The sequence below is a fragment of the Paenibacillus sp. FSL H7-0690 genome (assembly GCF_037980415.1).
In the GTDB taxonomy this organism is placed as follows: domain Bacteria; phylum Bacillota; class Bacilli; order Paenibacillales; family Paenibacillaceae; genus Paenibacillus_AQ; species Paenibacillus_AQ odorifer.
This window is the reverse complement of the sequence record NZ_CP150281.1, coordinates 5,758,783-5,779,686: the sequence shown is the minus strand read 5'-3', so window position 1 is coordinate 5,779,686 and position 20,904 is coordinate 5,758,783. Positions and strand designations below refer to the sequence as shown.

At 47.6% G+C, this 20,904-nt stretch carries 17 protein-coding genes and 1 riboswitch; of the genes, 14 read left to right on the top strand and 3 right to left on the bottom strand.

From position 1 onward, the window contains the following. Window positions 1-86: 86 nt before the first annotated feature. Window positions 87-878 carry an archaetidylserine decarboxylase gene (gene asd, locus MHI32_RS25420; RefSeq protein ID WP_076130450.1) on the bottom strand — a complete coding sequence of 264 codons (792 nt, stop codon included), beginning with the start codon at window positions 876-878 and terminating at the stop codon, window positions 87-89. Between the two features lie 86 nt (window positions 879-964). Beyond that, a complete protein-coding gene (locus tag MHI32_RS25415) occupies window positions 965-2,059 on the bottom strand; it encodes a YheC/YheD family protein (RefSeq protein ID WP_076219591.1) in 1,095 nt (364 codons plus the stop codon). 217 nt (window positions 2,060-2,276) lie between these two features. On the opposite strand from MHI32_RS25415, the gene MHI32_RS25410 reads away from it, so the two are divergent. The 5 genes from MHI32_RS25410 to MHI32_RS25390 all read left to right on the top strand — a co-directional run bounded on the left by MHI32_RS25410 (window position 2,277) and on the right by MHI32_RS25390 (window position 10,954). After that, on the top strand, window positions 2,277-6,965 hold the full coding sequence (locus MHI32_RS25410; RefSeq protein WP_340011226.1) for a WIAG-tail domain: 4,689 nt from the start codon (window positions 2,277-2,279) through the stop codon (window positions 6,963-6,965). Window positions 6,966-7,681: 716 nt separating this feature from the next. Then, window positions 7,682-8,524 (top strand): glycosyltransferase, encoded by an 843-nt coding sequence (locus MHI32_RS25405; protein WP_249267796.1) that lies wholly within the window; start codon window positions 7,682-7,684, stop codon window positions 8,522-8,524. Beyond that, a complete protein-coding gene (locus MHI32_RS25400) occupies window positions 8,521-9,441 on the top strand; it encodes a glycosyltransferase (protein ID WP_111505479.1) in 921 nt (306 codons plus the stop codon). Before MHI32_RS25405 ends, MHI32_RS25400 begins: the two co-directional genes overlap by 4 nt. Next, complete coding sequence (locus MHI32_RS25395) at window positions 9,438-10,175, top strand: glycosyltransferase family 2 protein (protein WP_076142551.1); 738 nt, start codon at window positions 9,438-9,440, stop codon at window positions 10,173-10,175. The genes MHI32_RS25400 and MHI32_RS25395 overlap by 4 nt, the downstream gene beginning before the upstream one ends. A 47-nt stretch (window positions 10,176-10,222) precedes the next feature. Further along, window positions 10,223-10,954, top strand: a complete 732-nt coding sequence (locus MHI32_RS25390) for a sugar phosphate nucleotidyltransferase (protein WP_076208710.1) — start codon at window positions 10,223-10,225, stop codon at window positions 10,952-10,954. A 65-nt stretch (window positions 10,955-11,019) separates the two neighbouring features. On the opposite strand, the gene MHI32_RS25385 is transcribed toward MHI32_RS25390, so the two are convergent. After that, window positions 11,020-11,535: a GNAT family N-acetyltransferase gene (locus MHI32_RS25385; RefSeq protein ID WP_076219588.1), complete on the bottom strand. Its 516-nt coding sequence runs from the start codon at window positions 11,533-11,535 to the stop codon at window positions 11,020-11,022. A gap of 195 nt (window positions 11,536-11,730) precedes the next feature. On the opposite strand from MHI32_RS25385, the gene MHI32_RS25380 reads away from it, so the two are divergent. The 9 genes from MHI32_RS25380 (at window position 11,731) to MHI32_RS25340 (ending at window position 20,896) form a co-directional block, all read left to right on the top strand. Further along, a complete protein-coding gene (locus MHI32_RS25380; protein WP_036679726.1) occupies window positions 11,731-12,018 on the top strand; it encodes a hypothetical protein in 288 nt (95 codons plus the stop codon). A gap of 24 nt (window positions 12,019-12,042) precedes the next feature. Further along, on the top strand, window positions 12,043-12,387 hold the full coding sequence (locus MHI32_RS25375; protein ID WP_036679724.1) for a hypothetical protein: 345 nt from the start codon (window positions 12,043-12,045) through the stop codon (window positions 12,385-12,387). Further along, complete coding sequence (locus MHI32_RS25370; protein WP_051491084.1) at window positions 12,384-12,686, top strand: hypothetical protein; 303 nt, start codon at window positions 12,384-12,386, stop codon at window positions 12,684-12,686. The genes MHI32_RS25375 and MHI32_RS25370 overlap by 4 nt, the downstream gene beginning before the upstream one ends. Further along, window positions 12,667-13,107 (top strand): hypothetical protein, encoded by a 441-nt coding sequence (locus MHI32_RS25365; RefSeq protein ID WP_139330222.1) that lies wholly within the window; start codon window positions 12,667-12,669, stop codon window positions 13,105-13,107. The genes MHI32_RS25370 and MHI32_RS25365 overlap by 20 nt, the downstream gene beginning before the upstream one ends. A gap of 142 nt (window positions 13,108-13,249) precedes the next feature. Further along, complete coding sequence (locus MHI32_RS25360; RefSeq protein WP_076179672.1) at window positions 13,250-13,780, top strand: GNAT family N-acetyltransferase; 531 nt, start codon at window positions 13,250-13,252, stop codon at window positions 13,778-13,780. Window positions 13,781-15,405: 1,625 nt separating this feature from the next. Continuing rightward, window positions 15,406-15,504, top strand: a riboswitch (purine riboswitch). A 70-nt stretch (window positions 15,505-15,574) separates the two neighbouring features. Further along, a complete protein-coding gene (locus tag MHI32_RS25355) occupies window positions 15,575-16,912 on the top strand; it encodes a 5'-deoxyadenosine deaminase (RefSeq protein WP_076130441.1) in 1,338 nt (445 codons plus the stop codon). Between the two features lie 140 nt (window positions 16,913-17,052). Beyond that, the gene (locus tag MHI32_RS25350; RefSeq protein WP_076272754.1) at window positions 17,053-17,625 is read left to right on the top strand and encodes an RNA polymerase sigma factor; all 573 of its coding nucleotides are present in this window, start codon (window positions 17,053-17,055) and stop codon (window positions 17,623-17,625) included. After that, the gene (locus tag MHI32_RS25345) at window positions 17,625-18,791 is read left to right on the top strand and encodes a hypothetical protein (RefSeq protein WP_340011223.1); all 1,167 of its coding nucleotides are present in this window, start codon (window positions 17,625-17,627) and stop codon (window positions 18,789-18,791) included. Before MHI32_RS25350 ends, MHI32_RS25345 begins: the two co-directional genes overlap by 1 nt. 206 nt (window positions 18,792-18,997) lie before the next feature. After that, window positions 18,998-20,896: an LTA synthase family protein gene (locus MHI32_RS25340; RefSeq protein ID WP_339188373.1), complete on the top strand. Its 1,899-nt coding sequence runs from the start codon at window positions 18,998-19,000 to the stop codon at window positions 20,894-20,896. Window positions 20,897-20,904 lie beyond the last annotated feature (8 nt).

Genomic DNA, 20,904 nt, shown 5'->3' with positions numbered 1-20,904 from the left:
GTCCCCAAAATTAGAGGGCACCCCAGCAGCCATTTCATGGCTTTTGAGGCACCCTCTAATTTTTCTGGGAATTCGCCTAAATCTCCCTACAAAGGTCGATGCAACGTTCCCAGTAGTTCGCCCATTTTTACCTTTGAGTTGACCTCAAGCTTGGGTCTCGGGGTAAAGGTACCGCTTTCCGTGAGCAGCACTACGGTGGAGCCAAACTCAAAATAAGCCAGATCATCGCCTATTTGCCACTCGGCAGCCGTATCATCCGTATAACGGATACTGCTGACGTTCATTGCGCCTACCTTTACTACCGCGGTTTCCCCGTGACTCCCGGCAATATACGTAATGAGACGTTCGTTGCGGTTCAGGACACCCTTCATATGTCGCATTCCGAAATCGTTGACAGGATAGGCCCGTCCGCGAATATAATCGCTCTCCACCTTTTGTCCGGTAAGGGGAGAGTGAATCCGGTGATAATCGGTAGGACTCAAATAAAGAACGAAGAAAAAACCCTTCTTGTACAGCTCCAGATGCGGGGAGTGATTAAGGAGATCCTCGATCTTATAATCCTGCCCTTTTACATTCATAATCGTACCGGCGTTAATGTCACCCATAGCAGTAATCGTTGCGTCTACGGGACTAACCAAAGCGTCAGCGTCGGTTGCAATAGGCCGCATGCCCGGCTTCAGCCGGCGGCTGAAAAACTCATTAAGAGTGAGATATTCTCCAGGATTTTTCTCCGCTTGAGCGGAGGGGATTTGATAAGTCTTAATAAATGCCGGGATAAGAAAACGGCTGATTCTACTATGAGAAAAAGATCCCATTAACCGTGAAAGCCACCGGTGTGAGGATAGCTCGGTCATCAGCCGTAGCAATTGTTTTACCATGCCCATCTCCCTTCCATAATGCAGCAGTACGGTTGTATACGGGTCGTCTCTGCTCTGCATTATATTGACATAGAATAGGAGACAAATCAATAACTGTTATATACCGTACTGTTCGTTTCTATTAAAAAACGCGCGTATCCCATAGGTCTGCGATAGCTGTCTTTCCAAATTTCCGTAAGGCCGGCTTTATGAAATCCGTAGCGTTGGTCACGACCGTTACACTCTATGAAGAAGAGTCGTCCGTCCTTAGTAATGCCTATATCCAGTCCGATATCGGCCAGTCCGGGAAGGTCTTGCTCCAGACACCGTGCGATTGCAAGGCTAAGTATTTCGACAGACATACGGATGTGGGCCGCTGTGGATCTTGAAAAGGCCTTTTCGAGCGCGAGGGAGGAGCTTAACGCTTCTCCTCCGCGGGCTATATTGGAGACAAAGCCCCCTGGGGCAGCCAGTTTGGCGAAGAGCCCAGTGACCTGCCAATCTCCTCCCCAGCCGCGCTGAACGGTGACGCGTAGATCAAAGGGACGTCCTCCAATCTCAGCAAGGGGAATACGTTCTTGTACAAGATAAGGCACGGAGGTTAGGCGTGCGCGGAGCGCTTGTGGCAACGCCGCCTGATTGACGGGAATACTTCTCCAGCGCTGCATCGAAGGGGAGAGGTAGCTCAAGGTCCAACGCTGAGCTCCCTTGCGGACCAGCCGCATGACCCCATTCCCTATACTTCCCCGGCAAGGTTTAAGAATGAGATCGGGATAAAGATTCATCATTTCTTTTAGGCCTGAGACTCTCGTTGTTACGGGTAAATATTCGCGAAGCTCCGTATTTTTTTCAAGCAGCTGATGGATCTCATCTTTGCCGTATCGATTACATGTATTGAAAATCAGGGGATAGTGCTTCAGCAGACGCTGCATTCCAGGGCTGTTTTTGCTGTATATTGCCCGGTTATGGATAACAGCAGGCGTAGGAACAACTACGCTTTTATATCCATTAGCTCCCTTTATATAGGCGGCACTAAAGCCTGTGTCCGTATCGATGTCCGCGAGCTTCAGGAAGCAAGGGACTAAACCGTATGCCGCCGCGGCCTCTTCATAGTTGGATAGAGACTCCTGTCCTGTTTTTAGCCGGGGAACGCCCCGGTGCATATCGGCATTTAGTAATATTCCAACGAGCTTATGCCCCATGTTTGTTCCTCCTGTTTCATCGGTTACATGATCCCTGCTTTTTCTACTCTTGTCATAGTATGTTTGTACCCGCGTGTCAGGGTGGACGAATGCGCGAAGGCAGATGCCTTTTTTTATACATAATCTTATGAAGGCCTCATCGCAAAAGGGTGTCATAAGCCCATACCGCTGCATATGATGCCTAGGAGAAACATTAGATGGAAGGAGGAGACTGCTTGTGAGGGGTTCCAAAAAAAAGCAGCCGCGCAGTCCACAGAAACGACTCTATTTTGTAGATAATCCCAATAAAGAGGAACTGAGTATGCTGGATACCAAAAGCAGCTCTAGAAGCTCGGGGAATAACAGTGACGGAGTCAGTGAAGCAGAGATCGCGGAAGTTCAGGTAAGTGGGGGAGCAATAGCTGAAGTCGTTCTAGAGGAGCCAACTTCTGCTCCAGTTCTACAATTGGAGCCGGAGCTTATAGAGGAAGCGCAGCTTCAGAAACAGGCGGATAATCTTCCTGAAACCGTATGGTTCGCTCCTCCAGAGAAAGAACGTTATCAGCCCGTTTATACAGATGATCTTTCGGATGCAGCGGTGACCGGAGCCAAAATCGCTCCACGTACCATTGACGGTTCTAAGCTAAAGTTCGGCATTATTGGTACACCTTGGCTGCAAGATTACGCTGTACAGAGTATCAATATCGCGGACAAGGCAGTCACTTCTGCAAAAATCGCACCAGAATCGATAGTGGGCGAGCATTTAGCAGAAGGAAGCGTTAGTGGCGGTAAGCTGCTGGATCATTCGATCAGTGGAGAGAAGCTGAAAAATGGCAGTATTAGTCCAGAGAAGCTGGCTGATCGGATTATAGGCGGCGGTCAAATTGCAGATAAAGCTATTGAGAGCCGCCATTTAAGCGATTTGATTATTACTGCGGATTTACTGGAAGATGGAGCCGTTACTAGTGACAAAATAGGAAGCAGCAGCATCACAAGCCGCCACCTGGCAAACGGCAGTGTTGACCGTTCCAAGCTGGCCGATGCAGCGGTATCTGGCGATAAAATAGCTGATGGTGAAATCAGCAGCTCAAAGCTAGCGGATGCTGTCATTGAAGGCCGCCATCTTAGCGACGCTTTGATAACCGCCAGACATCTGGCCCCGGGAGCGATTGGTTCTGATCAGCTTGCCAGCAAATTGATCGGTAAGGAACAGCTGCAGTCGGGTATTATCGAAGGCGGGCATTTAGCTGATGGAGCTATAGGTTCTAAGCAACTTGGTGCAGATGTCGTAAGAAGCGTACATTTAAGCCCAGAAAGTGTGAATGGTAATCATATCGGTGATGGCGAAATATCAAGTCGGCATTTGGCTGACCGCAGCATCTCTTTTTTAAAGCTGGCTGAGGGTGCAGTAGGGACTGCGCAGCTAGTGGAGCAAGCGGTAACCTCGTCCAAAATTGCTGACCAAAGCATTCTCCCACATAAGCTGGCAGACGAAGCAGTGACCACAAGACATATTGCTAAATCCGCCATTCGCGGACCGCAAATTGCTATGCAAGCCATAACTTCTATTCATCTGGAACGCGAAGCAGTGAATCATTCGCATATAGCTGCGGAAGCGGTCGGCTCGGAGCAGCTCAAGGAAGAAGCTATTCAGACTCAACATTTATCTTCCGGTGCTGTGACTGGAGAACAGCTGGCTTCAGAATCTGTGGGTGGGGAGCATCTTCGTGCACAGAGCGTTACTTCAGCCAAGTTGGCAGATGGAAGTGTAAATGCAGCTAAGCTGGCAGCGGGTGCAGTGATTGGCAGCACGATTGCGCGTGAAGTAGTCAGTGGTGAACATATCGCTTTTTGTACAGTGGAGGAAAAACATCTGGCGGATGCCAGTGTGAGCGGCCGTGTATTGCAGGATGCTGTGGTAAATAAGGATCATTTGGCCACGGGAGCCGTGGAACGAAGACATCTTGGTGAAAATAGTGTAACTTCCGCTGCGATTCAGTCGGGCTCAGTTTCAGGAGATAAGCTGGCTTCCGCTGCGGTGAGAGAAATTCACCTGGCAGCAGGAGCCGTGCAGCCTCATCATCTGGCCGATCATGCAGTGACCTCGTTGAAGCTTTCACCGGAAAGTGTCTCAACGGATAAAATCAGTGATTTAGCAGTCACTTCGGCTAAGCTTGCAGACGGCAGCATAGAATCCAGTAAACTGGCGGCGTCAGCAGTTCAAGCGGAGCATTTGTCGGTAAATGCTGTGAGTTCGAAAACCATAAGCGAAAGTGCTGTTCAAAGTAGACATTTGAATCCCGGCAGTGTCAGTGGGGCGCATATCCGGCCGTTGTCTATCGGGAATGGTCATATCCTTCCGAATTCTATTTCTGCAGTTCAAATCCAAGAGGGCAGTATTAATAGCTCTAAGCTGGTAAAAGGTGCCGTGGATTCTCAGCATCTTTCACCTGGTAGTGTAGACGGCAGCCATCTGTGTATCGATACGATTGAAGGCCGTCATATCCTACCGGGTGAGATCACGCTGGCTCATCTGGCGGAAGAGGTACGTAGCTCTGAATTGCTGCCAGACGGCTGCATAACTGGGGAGAAGCTGGCAGAAGGATCGGTAGATTCCAACCATCTCCTGCCTGGAAGTGTGAACGGAAGCCATTTGAACTCGGGTTCTGTAGAAGGTCGACATATCCTACCGGGTGAGGTCACGCTTGCTCATCTGGCTGCAGATGCATATACCTCCGACTTGCTGCCTGAAGGCAGTATTACCGGGAAGAAGCTGGCGGGAGCATCCGTAGATTCTATTCATTTAGTGTTTGGAAGTGTGGAAGGCGGACATCTGAGTTCAGGTTCCGTCGAAGGACGTCATATTGGAAAAGGTGAGATTACCTTAGCTCATCTTGCCGATGAAACCCGAAGCGCTGATCTGCTGCCAGACGGTAGCATTACTAGAGAGAAGCTGGCGGAAGAATCCGTAAGTTCTATACATCTAGTGCCTGGCAGTGTGGATGGCAGCCATTTAGGCCCAGACACAGTTGAAGGACGTCATATCCGATACGGTGAGATCACACTGGCTCATTTGGCAAAAGAAACACGCAGCTCCAAATTGCTGCCAGACGGTAGTATTTCTGGAGTAAAGCTGGCACATGCTTCCGTAAATTCAAATCATCTAGTACCTGGCAGTGTGGAAGGCGTTCATCTAAGCTCAGGTTCTGTCGAAGGACGCCATATTGGAAAAGGTGAGATTACGTTAGCTCATCTGGCCGAAGAAACACGTAGCGCTGACTTGCTGCCAGACGGTAGCATCACTCGGGAGAAGTTGGCGGAAGAATCCGTAAATTCTAATCATCTGGTGCCTGGAAGCGTAGATGGCAGTCATTTGAGTCCGGACACAATAGAAGGACGTCATATCCGATATGGTGAGATCACGCTGGCTCATTTGGCCGAAGAAACACGCAGCTCCAATTTGCTGCCAGACGGTAGCATTACTGGGGAGAAACTGGCGGAAGCATCCATAAATTCAAATCACCTTGTACCTGAAAGCGTGGAGGGAACTCATCTGAGTCCGTCTGCAATAGAAGGACGCCATATTGGAAAAGGTGAGATCAAGCTAGCGCATCTGGCGGATGAGGTACGCAGCTCCGAACTGCTGCCAGACGGAAGCATTACTGGGGAGAAGCTGGCGGAAGCCTCCGTAGAAGCAATTCATCTAGTGCCTGGAAGTGTGGATAGAACTCATCTGAGTCCGTCTGCAGTAGAAGGTCTCCATATTGGAAAAGGTGAGATCAAGCTAGCACATCTTGCGGATGAGGTACGCAGCTCCGAGTTACTGCCGGATGGCAGCATTACCGGTAAAAAGTTGGAGGGTGGATCTATTACTGCCTACCATTTGGCTCCTGGCAGTGTCTATGGGGGACACTTAGGGGGGAATGCGGTAGATAGCCGCCATATCCGTGCTGGAAGCATTACTCTGAATCATTTGGCAGAAGAAGTGCGCAGCGCTGATTTATTGCCGGAAGGCAGTATTACAGGCGAGAAGATTGAAGTCGCGACGATTCAGTCTTTCCATTTAGCCCAAGGCAGCGTCTCTGGAGGTCATTTGGCCGGGGATGCGGTGGATGGCCGCCATATTCGATCGGACAGCATCACGCTGAAGCATTTGGCAGAAGAGGTACGTAGTGCGGATTTGTTGCCGGATGGCAGCATTACGGAAGAAAAACTCGCTGAAGGCTCCGTGAGTTCTTCACATTTACAACCATGGAGTGTTTACGGAGAGCATCTTGCTGACAAGATCGTGGCAGATCGGCATTTGCAGCCTGGCATTATCAAATTAGAGCATCTTGCGGATGAAACACGCAGCTCAGCCCTGCTCCCGGATGGCAGTATCAACGGAGCTAAGCTGAAGGAAGGCAGTATCGAGTCCGCTCATCTGACAGAAGGTGCAGTAGGGACAACAGAGCTTCAGGATGAAGCGGTAGTAGCATCCAAAATCTCTTCGTTTGCGATTCAAGCCCGCCATCTGGAAGAAGAGAGTGTTCAGGAATATCATATTTCCCCAGGTGCAGTAAACGGGACTCATCTGGCACCGAACTCTGTAAATACAGATCATCTGTCCTTCAGTCCGATTCAGACAGCTGGGAAGCGAGAAGCACTACAGCAGTTTGGAATGACAGCATTTATGTTCAATGGGGATGCAGAGAGTGTAGAGGTGACCGTATCGTTTGATGAGAGCTTTGGGCATACGGGTTATGTGCTTGTTGCCATGACCAATCAGCCTTACTTCTATGCTTCCTTAAAGAGCAGAGCCAATGGAGAAGCAGTGATTCAAGTGGTGCGGTTGCGCGAAACTCCGCATTTCTATGGGGTTATCTCTTGGATTGCTATAGGTGCTCCCTTAGCTAAACCGGCAGCAGATGATCGTGTATTTGATTGAACCTTAAGCAATTCCTCTTAAAAACAGCAGAGCAGCGAATCTCCTTATTGGAGATCGCTGCTCTATTTTTTTGGTGGGGAACGGTACTTGTCAGCATCGCCGGGTTTAATCAATCGCTGTGGCTGCGGTTCTGTCCGATAGCCTGGTACTCTAAACATCTGCTACTACTTACGGACCCAAATGGCGTTATTTGCAGGTTTGTTGTCTTTTGAGGCTGGTTTCGGACTCTAGTGACGCTATTGTATAGAAATAGAGCCTTATTGGGTTCTTTTGATGCCAATAGCTGCTATGGAGTCCGTTATTAATCTAAAAGTGTGATAATGCGGCGAATAGGAGCAACTGTGTCCGATAGCGCCAAAGTATAATCATCCGTTATGGATTCGGTTGTGTCCGATAGCGCCAAAGTATAATCATCCGTTATGGATTCGGTTGTGTCCGATAGCGCAAAAGTATAATCATCCGTTGTGGATTCGGCTGTGTCCGATAGCGTCCTAACCTAATCCCCCTGCTGCGTTACTGCGTTCGTTACCGCCGCAGGTTGTGTCCGCGGCAGCTGGCTATGCGCAATGTATCTAAGCCGAAGTTTGGTGGGGAGTACATTTGTCCTGTTTTCAGAACGACAGGAGACAATTGCCGTTACCCTGTGCGTTGTAGTACATAAACTGTGATGTAACCCTCAGCCTGAAGAATTGGCTCTGTAAGGAAGGTGGATGAGCATGAAGCCCAAACGAACTTCTGCCCGCCGCACAGGGCGGCGGGTCTCTCGGATGAAGCGGCGGACTTCACGCCCAGTGCGGCAAGTCGCTGTAGTCCCTATAGTTAACCATCCTAATCCCTATGTTTCGGTTATTATTCCAGCCATGAATGAAGCTCAGACCATTGCGGGAGTGATATCAGGAGCCAGAGGGGTCCACCCGCGCTGCGAGGTAATTGTGGTCGTGAATGGATCCACTGATCAAACGGCAGGGATTGCACAATCGCTAGGTGCGCGTGTTATTTCCTATGAGTTGCCGCTTGGACACGACGCTGGCCGTAGTGTGGGAGCTGAGGCAGCCAAGGGAGAAATCCTATTGTTTACAGATGGAGATTTGGTGATACCTGCTTCGGGGCTGCGTCCTTACGTCACTGCTGTTAGTGGTGGAGTGGACATAGCGCTTAATGATTATTCCGGTCCGGTCCGGAAGCTGTCCCCCCATCCGGTGGTGCTGTCTAAACATGCACTGAATATTCTGCTTGGCCGTCCAGATCTGAAGGGATGTTCGATGACGGCAGTTCCGCACGCAATCAGCCGCAGAGCACTTGATATTTTAGGGAGCGATTCATTATCACGTCCTCCACTGGCGCATGCCCAGGCAATTCTTAGTGGACTGCATGTGGTAGCCGCTCACAAAGTACCTGTAGGGAAGTTAAATGCGGTGAGGCGCAAGGAAGACGGCATAGATCCATTGCAGCAGTTGATTACAGCGGATCATATGGAGGCTGTATCCCTCTTGCTGGAACATCGGGGGAACAGAGCGGGCTTTGGCGACGGAGCCCGGCGCAGAGAGATGGTGAGATGATGGTTGCAACTTTACGAGGCACAGCAGCTCGAACGGCAAAGAAACGCCCAATCCGTCACAGGTCAGCCAATCGCTCTGTAAAAGCCAACGCTGCTGCTCGCCCGCTTCTGTCTCGGCAATCGAAGGCAGGCAAGGAGACTCTGAAATTACCGAAGTTACGTGGGACTTTGTCAGTCATTATCTCCGCGCGTAATGAGGAGCAGACCTTGTCCCGTCTGCTGCATCAGGTTGCACGGCTTGAACCTGCAGAAATTATTGTCGTACTTAATGGCTGCAGTGATAACTCTTTTCCTATTTCTAGACAACATCGTCAAGCCATTGTAGTACACTGCCCAGAGTCTGTCGGACATGATGTGGGCCGGGCTATCGGTGCAAAGCTGAGTCGCGGGGATATATTGCTTTTTCTGGATGGAGATATGGTCATTCCGGCCTCTCAGCTCGTTTCATTCACGGCGGCTGTAGATCGCGGAATTGATGTAGCTCTTAATGATTTAGACTCACTGATGCCTTCCTTTGGATTATGTGATGATGTCACCCGCAGCAAACTGTTTCTGAATTATGCTCTGGATAGGTACGATCTCGGGGTTAGCTCTATGACAGCTGTTCCTCATGCGCTTTCGCGGCATGCGCTTGAGACCATAGGCTACCGTGAATTAATGGTTCCACCTAAAGCCCAAGCTCGCTCTGTATTAGAAAAGTTACGGGTGGAGAAGGTAGGAACGGTAAATGTTATTAAACATAATCGGCTGCGCAAGGCAAATACAGGGGTTGGAAATGCTGTGGAAAAACTGATCATAGGAGATCATGCTGAGGCTCTACATGAGGTTCTTTCCCGGCGAAAAGCTGGCGGTCTGCTAAGTAGTGAAACACAGCGTGAGTACCGCAGACAGGTAGCCGCTTGGAGGAATCGGATATGACGCTGACGAGTATTATTATTCCAACCTACAATGCGCTGCCCTTGCTGCGGGCCTGTGTGGAATCTATTCGTGCCTACACTCCACCGCCTTATGAGATTATTGTAGTGGACAATGCTTCAACGGACGGAACAGACACCTATTGCCGTGCGAATCATATAACGTTTATTTCATTGCCAGACAATCGCGGCTTTCCAACTGCATGCAATTTGGGGCTACAGCTAGCGTCAGGTGATGAAGTCCTGCTGCTGAATAACGATGTAGTGGTGTCTCAAGGATGGTTAACTAATCTGAAGAGGGCTCTATATAGTGCTCCTGATGTAGGTATTGTTGGACCAGTCACAAACTATGCCAGTGGACGTCAACAGGTGAAGACCGATTATGAAGGTCTGATAGGTTTTCATCAGGCTGCTGAGAGGGCGAACCTTCCAAATCCCCAGAAATGGCTGGAGACGAGACGGCTGGTAGGATTATGTTTTTTATTCAAAAGAGAGCTGCTAACTTCCGTAGGTCTACTGGATGAGAGATTCTCACCTGGACATTACGAAGATGATGATTATTGTTATCGCGCCAGGATAAAGGGATATCGGCTGCTTATCGCCGGGGATTGCTTGGTGCACCATGAAGGAAGTGCAAGTTTCAAGCAAGTTTACAATACCGGACTGCAAGAACTGGTGGAACGAAATCGCAAGATCTTTATAGATAAATGGAATGTAGATCCTATTAATTTTATATGAAGTGCAGATCCGAAGGCAAAGGACGTAGATAAAGAGGAGGAAAGTAAGTGAAAGGAGTCATACTGGCGGGCGGAACAGGATCTAGACTTCAACCGCTGACCCGGCTTATGAACAAACATTTGCTTCCGGTCGGCAAATATCCTATGGTCTGTTACGGCATAGACCGGCTTCGCCGGGGAGGAATTACCGACATTCTTCTGGTCATAAGCAAGCAGTCTGCTGGCCTGTACACGGATTTTTTAGGTAGCGGTGCTGCATTTGGTGTATCTCTGACCTATAAAATTCAGGAAGCTGCCGGAGGCATTGCCGAGGCGCTTGATTTAGCAGAAGGGTTCATTTTCCCAGGGGAACGATTTGTTGTATTGCTCGGGGATAATCTTTTTATGGATGATCTGAAGCCTTATGTGGAGAGTTATCTTCGTCAGCCAGCGGGCACTGCAAAGGTGTTGCTGAAGCCGGTGGAGGACGCGCGCAGATACGGTGTACCTGTATTTGATAGTCAAGATGCGGCATGGATTGCCTATATCGAAGAAAAGCCTGAGCATCCGAAGACCAATTATTGTGTAACTGGTATTTATATGTATGATGAAGCTGTATTTGATATCATCCGGCAGGTATCGCCTTCCAAGAGGGGGGAGCTGGAGATTACCGATGTAAATAATATATACGCCGCTGATCGCAGACTTAGTTATGATGTGCTTAAGGATTGGTGGAGTGATGCGGGGACGTTCCAGTCTTTACACGAGGCGGGGGAAAAGTTAAAAGATGCACTGCCATAAGGCAGTGCTTTTTTTGTTGTAATCCTGCTATAGATAGCCGCAAGGGCTTTGAAATCACACGTTACTCAGAGAGCTCGGGGGTTAGAAATCCTCCACCAGATTAAATCCTCAGTTTCTTTGTATCTCTCAGAGCCAAGACGCTCCAATACTTTGTGGGAGGCTGTATTATCTTTTTCAGTGTCAGCGATTACATAGACAGCTTGGGGATGGGAGAAGATCCATGCATTAATTGTGTGTAGTGCCTCTGTTGCATACCCTTTTCTTCTATATTTCTCATCAATCCCATACCCTAGAATAACCTCGCCTTTCTTATTCGGGTAACCTTTAAGGATAATGAATCCTATAATACATTGATCTTCCCGATGAACGATGGCCCAGTTCGTTAACCATAGGTAATGGTCGGGGTCCTGCTGCACCTTTTTTAGCCTGATCTGCATAGCATATTGCATTTCATCATCAAGCGCCGCACTGATGGCAGCTAAGCCTAATTGTTGCTGTAGCTCCGAATAGTTATCTATTGCTAGCGAGAGCTCTGGGGCAGTTAAAGGTATTAGATCGATACGCTTGCTTTCAAGCTTCATATATTCCCCACCAACCTTTGGTAAACTCAGGATTGCGCATTTCACATTTTAATCCTTTTAAATGTACTTAGCAATAACGTAATTTTTATGTCATTCCAGTCACGAATAGAGCCTTAACTTGTCGAGGATCCCGGCACCGTCCCGGCTCCTGCCGCATATGCTGTAGCAGGGCGTTTGAGCAAAGGAGACATGAAGGTGCAGAGTAAAATAACTAAAGTCCTGCAGCACATGGCCCATACGCACGAACAGATGGCGCGGATTCTAGATGCTGAGCGCCATGTGGCTGTCCGTATGTCGCAAATTGTCCACGATCTGCCAGATGCGGAGCCTGATTTTGATGGGATCAGCGGGATGATCGAAAGCTCAACTCAGGTAAACAAGAATATTATTGCTTACTTGAATGCACTTGCAGATCTGGAAGAAGCGATGGCTGATGGGGTAGGCAGAGTGATTAAGGAATTGAACGGTCAAGAAGAAGAGTAACGCTATAGGAGCAGGAGGCGGAAGATGAGCAGAGAAAAGGCTTATCTGCAAATGCTGGAGTCCACCGCCGCCATCCAGTGGAACGTTGCGTTGATTCTGGAAGCTAAGGCGGTTGAAGCTGAAAAGGTAAAGCAGTGGGCACAGCATCATATCCACGCTAGAGCCTTTGATTCCCACAGTGAGCAACTGAAGGAGTCCCTCTCTATACACGAGGTCATCGTGGAGATGGTCGAAGGGCTGACCAAACTGGAGAACGGACTCTACAGCAATTTAAAAGCAGTGCTGGGCAGTGGTGAAGACGATGGTGGCGGGGAAGGTTTTGGAGACATGTCAGGTGATGGCTTTAGTTTTGGAGAAGACAGCAAATGAGCGGGGACCGTCTCTCTGAACATGCCGTCAAGCTGGAGATGATTCGCTCCATTTCGCGCAGTCAGGCTGCTTTGGCGGCCATCTTGGAGAGCATCGCCGAATTGACGGAGCAATCTGAGTTGACGGCCCGCAAATTGAGCGACAATATCAGGATTTTAAGTGGGTATCAGAGTGCGATGTGCCGGATGATGTCCGGGATTTCACTACATCGTCCTAAACGGGGAATTCCTGCTGCGCCATGGCTGAGCAAGGCATACGCCGTAGGAACCTCCAGAGAACATGGAGCACAGGAGGAGTAGAAGCATGAAGAAAAAAAGCCGCAGAACGCTACGTTCAGGCAGAACCCGTAGACGCACATTGCTGCTCTCGCGGAAAGCAAAAGTTCGTAAAGGGCTAGCCCGTAAATCCCGCAGAGTTCTTGCCCGGAAAACTGCTCGTTATGGGAAGTCAAAGAAAGGCCTATTGCTACGCAAGAAAAGAAGACTTCGTCGCAAGCTTGTTCGTAAAGTAAGGGTTGCGCAACCACCGGTGATTGTGGTACCCGTGAGCGAGGCTCCGCCTGCTCCACAGGTAATTCCGCTCCCCCCGGAGCTGGGCGTTTCGCCGGAAACGCCTCCGGCAGACGCCTTTCAACAGGGCTACACCGAAGCATACAACGTGGGGTTCGACGCCGGTTTCGCCAAGGGCTTCGAGGACGGGCATAAGCTGGAATTCAGCTAGGAGACACAGATGACAAGATCCGCTCCGTCCGTGAGCGGGTCTTGGGGTTTTCGTGCGGACTGGTTTGCTGCGCTGCCGATGTGATAAACTTCATAATGAAAGTGAAAATAATATGAGGTTAAGATGAAGGCAGGGATGATTCATGGGTACTGAGATTCGCAGAGCACGCAAAGATGAGATTGATGAAATTATGGAGCTGATTGCCAAATGCGTACAGGTGATGCAAGCAGGTGGCAGCGATCAGTGGGACGAGCATTATCCGAACCGGGAGATCATCTCCCTTGATATTGAACGTGGCAATCTATGGGTATGTGAGGAGAACAATGCGGTGGCCGGCATTCTAGTGTTGGACGAGCATCAATCCGAGCAGTATGGGAAGATTGACTGGACTGAAACGCAAGGGCCTCATTTAATTATGCATAGATTGGCTGTGCATCCCGAAGTGCAAGGGAAGGGAATTGCACGCCGTCTTAGCACTTATGCAGAAGAATATGCTCGCCAGAATGGTTATTCCAGTATCCGTCTGGATACATATGCTAAGAACACTGGGGCACTCGCCCTATATCCCAAGTTAGGTTATGATCGCAGGGGTGAAGTAACTTTTCCGGGGCGCACCGCTAATTTTCCGGTATTCGAGAAGGTTCTAGAAAAGCACGGAAATTCGGAAGCTTAACATAGCAAGAGAACCAGAGGATTTTTCAGAGCCATCAAATGGCTGCTGGGATATCCTCTTTTTTCGTGAAAATAACACCTTTCTCTAATCAAAAACTTTGTTTGATTAGGTAGCATTTGCGCTTACGGAAACCCTGCTCAAAAGGTGATAAGTGTGCAAATAGCGTCATTGGAGTCCGAAACCCTGATCAATAAGCGAAAATATGCAAATAGCGTCATCTGGGTCCATAAGCATCAGCAGTTGAGTATGACTCAATAGTAACGGACCCAGATGACCTTAAACGTGGAATTTTCCCACATTTGGGATGCTATCGGACTCCAGCGCAGCTATTGCTATAAAACACACTGCATATGGGCCTGTAACGAGGGAATAGCGTCACTGGAGTCCGAAACCCTGCTCCAAAGGCGATAAATGTGCAAATAGTGTCATCTGGGTCCGAAAGCATCAGTGGCTGAGTGTGACTCGATAGTAACGGACCCAGATGACCTTAAACGTGGAATTTTCCCACATTTGGGATGCTATCGGACTCCAGCGCAGCTATTGCTATAAAACACACTGCATATGGGCCTGTTACGAGGGAATAGCGTCACAGGAGTCCGAAACCCTGCTCAAAAGGCGATAAATGTGCAAATAGCGTCATCTGGGTCCGAAAGTATGGAGGATTATGATTCACCTGTGGTGTAGACGTAGCGAGAGCAGTAGAAGCAGAAGTAGATGTAGCAGTGGAGTAGGCGCATGGGGAAAGTAGCGGTGAAGAAGAAGGAGTAGTGTAATAGGCGCAAGGAGAAAGTAGAAGTACAGAAGTAGGAGTAGTGTAGGGGCAGTAGTAGAAGCAGAAGCAGTAGACGTAGCAGTGTAATAGGCGCAAGGGGAACGTAGAAGTGCGTGCAGAAGTAGGAGTAGAGTAGTAGAAGCAGAAGTAGATGTAGCAGTGGAGTAGGCGCATGGGGAAAGTAGCGGTGAAGAAGAGGTAGCAGTGGAATAGGCGCAAGGGGAAAGTAGTGGTGCAGAAGTAGGAGTAGTGTAGGAGCTGTAGTTGTAGTTGTAGTTGTAGCAGAAGCAGAAGCAGAAGCAGAAGCAGTATCAGTAGACGTAGCAACGGAGTAGGCGCAGGGAGGAAGTAGAAGCGCAGAAGTAGGAGTAGTGTAGAAGCCGAAGCAGTGCAGAAGTAGCAGTTGAGTAGCAGTTGAGTAGCAGTAGGGTCGGCATAGGTCAATTAGATGAATAGAGCTAGGCGTGCACTAGCGGGCTCTGACCAGTTTATCATATTGCGCTATATGCACAGCGGTTTAGCACAACGCGTTAGAGTAAGAAGCAGAGATACTGTCCGAAATGGTCGACCTAATCGAACGAAACGGCTGTCTCTTAAGCCATGAAATAGCTCTCGGATAGCTTTTTTTTTATGTTTTCCTGACAGTAAATCTGACGCAAAGTACAGGGTATCGTGATCGAAATTTTCTTCAAACAGAATAATCGTGATCATAAATCGAATTATGTTATTTAACATAACATAAAATACTAAATCACTTTTATATAACAGTATTAATAAAACAAAATCGATTTTATATGTCATATATATTGACATGTAACCTGTCTTCAGATTATTATTGGACTATTCAAATTACAAATGAATAGTCTTTTTTTTTCGTATATCCTTAATAATTGGTTTAAGGGTCTCTACCGGGAACCGTAAATTTCTGGCTACGAAAATATGCTCAGGCATATTTTTGTGGCCTTTTTGTGCTACATGCGTGAGGTTGTACTGGAATTAACTCAATGAGGGGGAGAAGGGCTATGGGAAATATTTTGATCAAAAATGCCGAAATCATTACGATGAACAAGCAAGAGGAAATAATACACGGGGATGTCCGGATTAAGGATGATCTCATTGTTGAAATCGGCACTGGCCTGATCCCGCAGGGCGACGAACAGATCATTGATGCTACGAACCGTACATTAATTCCGGGTTTTATCCAGACTCATATTCATTTATGCCAGACGTTATTCCGTGGTAAAGGGGACGATCTGGAGCTGATGGATTGGCTGCGCAAACGAATCTGGCCATTAGAGGCCGCGCATGATGAAGAATCCCTTTATTATTCGGCTATGCTTGGCATCGGCGAACTGATCACCAGCGGCACGACGACGATTGTGGATATGGAGACTGTCCATCATACGGATTTTGCGTTTCAGGCTATAGCTAAAAGTGGAATCCGGGCCTTGTCCGGCAAGGTGATGATGGATCAAAAAGGGGGAGATGTGCCTGAGGCGCTGCAGGAGGATACCGCATCTTCTTTGCAGGAAAGTGTCGATCTACTGGAAAAATGGAATGGTTATGGAAACGGCCGGATTCAGTATGCATTTTCTCCACGTTTTGTGATTTCCTGTACAGAGCCTTTATTAACCGAGGTGCGGGATCTGTCCGCAAGATACGATGTGAAGGTGCATACTCATGCGTCTGAGAATTTAGGGGAAATTGAGATTGTGCAGGCCATGACTGGCATGCGTAACATCGTCTATCTGGATCATCTAGGATTAGCCAATGAACGGCTTATACTGGCGCATTGCGTGTGGCTGGATGCTGAGGAGCGGCGGATTTTGCGGGATCGAGGGGTGCATGTAAGTCATTGCCCGGGTTCCAATCTGAAATTGGCCTCCGGAATTGCCGACACACCAGGGATGCTTCATGAGCATGTTTCTCTTAGTCTGGGAGCGGATGGCGCTCCATGCAATAACAATCTGGATATGTTTAATGAGATGCGATTGGCGGCGATTATTCAAAAGCCTCATCACGGACCCACAACCATGGATGCCCGCAGTGTATTCCGTATGGCTACTATTGGTGGGGCGAAGGCCGTAGGGATGGAGGATAAGATCGGGAGTATCGAGGTAGGCAAAAAAGCAGATCTAGTGCTCCTGAATCTCTACAATTTTCATACCTTCCCCTCTTACGACGTAGATCCCATCTCTAGAATTGTATATTCCGCTACGCGGGCAGATGTGGAGACAACGATAATCGACGGGGAGATCGTGATGGAAAGAGGTTTGCTAAAGACTGTGGATAAAGAAATTGTACTAAATGAAGCTAACCGTTCTATTAAAAGATTACTCACGCATACCTCGATCGTTTGAGGGGAAAGGTCGATTCGGATTCGGATATCTTATCATTCGCAGGGGATCATCACTGGACCCCCTGTTTTTTTATGAGAAAATATGAACATAAGGGAACTAAAGTGCCTTTTATGAGGTCGTATTAAGTGAGGTGAAGCTAATTGGAACTGGAAGGTCTTCAGCATAGCGAGACGATGAATGAACAGCAACTAAGAGAAATCATGAGCCGTTACGGAGAGGATATATGGAATTATATCTATTATCTTACCAAAAATTCTGAACAAGCCGATGATCTGGCTCAAGAAGTATTCATTAAATGTTATTACCGGATTGGAACGTACCGGGGGAATTCTTCATTTAAAGCATGGTTGCTTACGATTGCCAGGAATACTGTTTTTTCGCACCGGAAATCGCGCTTTTTTCGTTCGGGCTTATGGGGTGGTGTACAGCCATTGTCCACGGTTGATGTGAAGCAGCGGGAAAAAACTATCGAACCTCTTGGCGTAGCCCGATCTGCGGAGATGGAGTATTTGGGTAATCAGTCCATTGGTGAGATATGGGATCTAATTATGGCATTGTCTCCAAAGCTGCGCGAAATATTGGTCCTGGATTTGAAATATGAGCTCTCTATAAAAGAAATAGCTGAACTGATGAACTTGAGTCACGGAACGGTAAAATCAAGATTGCACCGAGCGCGGCAAAAAATTCAGAACAAATTAAAGGGGGTAGAATGATGGAGGATCATAAACCGGAATGGTATGCTCAGGCCCGAAAAGGACCTTTTGGAAATGAAAAGTTTACTATGAGGCATGCAGACAACGTCATTCGCCGAATTCAAGAAGATCAACAGGGAGCGAAATCTTACTCAGGAAAAAGACTGCCTGTGCAATTGTTGGCTGTGGCGGGTTTTATTGTATTGTTGGGCTTAGGTGTATTCTTTCTGAACGGAAGGTTCCTCGGTAATGATTCAAGCAACCCTGCGCAAACTGAGGTTTCGTCGCATTTCACGGAGGCTGAGCTACAGCGGAACGCAGATCAGGTGATGCAGAGTTTACTTGGAAAGACTTATCCGCTAGATCACCGGGAATGGCTTAAGGAGCAACAGCAGATATTTTACTCTTACCAGAAAGGTGAGGACTCCGCATATATCTGGATCAATTATGAGACAGGAGAACTGGTGCAAACGAAGATGAGTAGGATTCTGACAGCTGCGGAGATCGACGCTGAAATGAATACCCGTGCGGAAGAGATCAAGGGCAAACTGGGTTATGCGAATGATTCAGCTTATGAAGTGCTCAGATACGTTGAATATGATGTTACACAACATTCTGGCGTGAAAATTGAGAATAACTTTAGGGCGGAGAAATGGCGTATCGGATTTGTAAATGGTGAATTCGATTACGCATCAGCCACGCTTGAGGCCTCGACGGTTTCAGAAGAGATGCGTCAAGCTGGGGAAGAGGCATTGAAGGTGTTGAGAGGTAACGGAGGTGATGAAGAGCTTAGTTTAGTATTTCGGGCTATGGACAAGGATCAGGATACGCTTACGCTGCAATACGGATCAAAGGTTTCGGTTACGTTCGATACTGTTACTAGAAGGGTTGAGCAGATTAGTGATACAAATCCTCGTGCTAGTGATAAAACAGATCCCAAACAACTAACGGTATTAGACCGGGAGCTGTCTCTAATTGATGGGGATCGCCTACGTGAGAAGGCAGCACCTCTGCTGACTAAGATATTTAGCGTTGCTGATGTGGGCGAATATAGCTTGCTTAAAAGAGATCAGGAGCCCGGGAATCTCACCTTTCATAAGCTTGGCAGTCCTGAGATTACTGTATATTATGATAGTGATTTAACGATCTGGAAGGTAAAAGAGGATTTGCCAGCAAGCCAGTCTTAGATTGAAAGGCATAACATAATAGGCTTAAATAGGGAGGTTCCACAGCCGAAAAGGCGTGGGATTTCCCTATTTGTAGTGGGAGCGAAAGGTGCACATTTTTGATAAAAAAAGTAAGTATTGTTATACTAGAACAATCTGATATTTTACAGAAAAGATGAATAGAGTTCATAATCAGAACAAATGAAAAGGTAAGAGGGGATTAAAACGTGAAAAAGCACGGGCCGAATCGAGCTCAGTTCTATATTGTTGTCCTGCTGCTATGGTTGAAGCTGCTCCTGCTGAGAGTGCTGTTCTTTGATAGAATTGCTTGGGAGTGGATTGCAGCAGATGTTGCTCCAGTCCTCTTCATCATGGGGATACTGACAGTCATTACTCCTTCGCGGGTGAGAACAGCTGTCTATTGGACATTTAACGGGATATTATCGCTGCTGCTGTTCGCAGCCAGTGTATATTTCAATCACTTTGGTTCTGTTCCTACGTATCTGGCTTTATATGAACTGAATCAGGTGTTTCAAGTGAAGGCAAGCGTAGAATCAACGATACAGACTATTGATTATTTATTTTTCGCTGATTTTGTGATCATGGCAATCTATGTCTTGATCCGCAGATGGAAGCATGGAAAAGCCTATCCGCGTGAGCGTGAGCGATTCAGCTCCCGGAACACACGATTGGCACATATGATGGTGATTCTGGTGGCTATTCTTGGAGGTTTTGCTTTATCGGCCAATTCTGTCAATTCTGCGCGGGGAATTACAAATGAGCTTGTGCAGGCAGAAAGTGCCGGATTCCTGAATTATGAGGTCGTTGCCGCAATTAAGGTCAAGGAAGATAACAATCTCATTGGAACCGGAGATATTAAGGATACCATCGCGAAGATTGATGAACTGCAAGCTTCCTATCCTTATAGTAGTAAGGCCGCGGGCACAGCACCTGATTATTTTGGCTCGCAAAAGGGCGAAAATGTAATTGTCATCCAAATGGAAGCTTTCCAAAACTTCCCGCTGCATCAATCCCTGAAGGGTCAAGAGCTGACTCCAGTGTTGAACAAGTTGGCAGATGAGGGATTTTACTTCCCCCATGTCTACCAGCAGATTGGTCCGGGCAATACTTCTGACGCTGAATTTATGAGCAACACGTCGATTTATCCAATCGGGACCTTGGCAATGTCCACTGGATTCGGGGACAGAGAACTGCCGAGCCTACCACGTCTGCTGAGAGATAAAGGATATGAGGCGTACACCTTTCACGTGAATCAAGTGGGCTTTTGGAATCGGAATGAGCTATATCCTGCACTTGGATTTAACGGCTATTATGATAAAGATTATTTTACCAATGATCATTTTAATGCGTTTGGTGCTTCCGATGAACAGCTTTATATTACGGGTGTCGAGAAATTGGCAGAGCTGCAGAAGAAAGGAACTCCTTTCTACGCACAAATGGTGACGGCGTCCAGCCATCATCCCTTCCAAATTCCGGACTCTTTTAAGAAGATATCAGTGCCTGATGAGTTAAAAAACACGATGCTTGGCGATTATTTGACTGCTATTAACTATACTGATTATGCCATTGGAACTTTAATAGAGGGTTTGAAGAAAAATGGAATGTGGGATAACACTGTGCTGGTGATGTATGGCGATCATTTTGGCTTGCAGCCGCAGGATGTGCCACCGGAGCAAGTGGAAAGTGCACTGGGGATTCCATACGATTCCCGAATCAGTCGCTTTAATATTCCATTGATTGTACATGTACCAGGAATGGAGCAAGGGAAGGTAGTAGAGAGAACCGGTGGACAGTTGGATATTCTTCCAACAATAGCTAACCTATTGGGGGTTTCTTTAAAAGAAGAAGGTTATACAGCATTTGGTCATGATCTCTTGAACATTGATCGTAATGTGTTAGGAATGCGGTATTATTTGCCTTCTGGTTCTTTCTTTAATGATGATATTCTCTATGTGCCTGGTAAAGATTTTGCTGATGGTAAAGCTGTGTCGTTGGATACGCTTAAGCCAGTATCGGATTTCACAAAATATCAGACTGATTATGAGTATATTTTGAAGCTAATGAATTTGTCCGACGAATATGTGAAGCTGTTACCACAGAGATAGGGGGAATC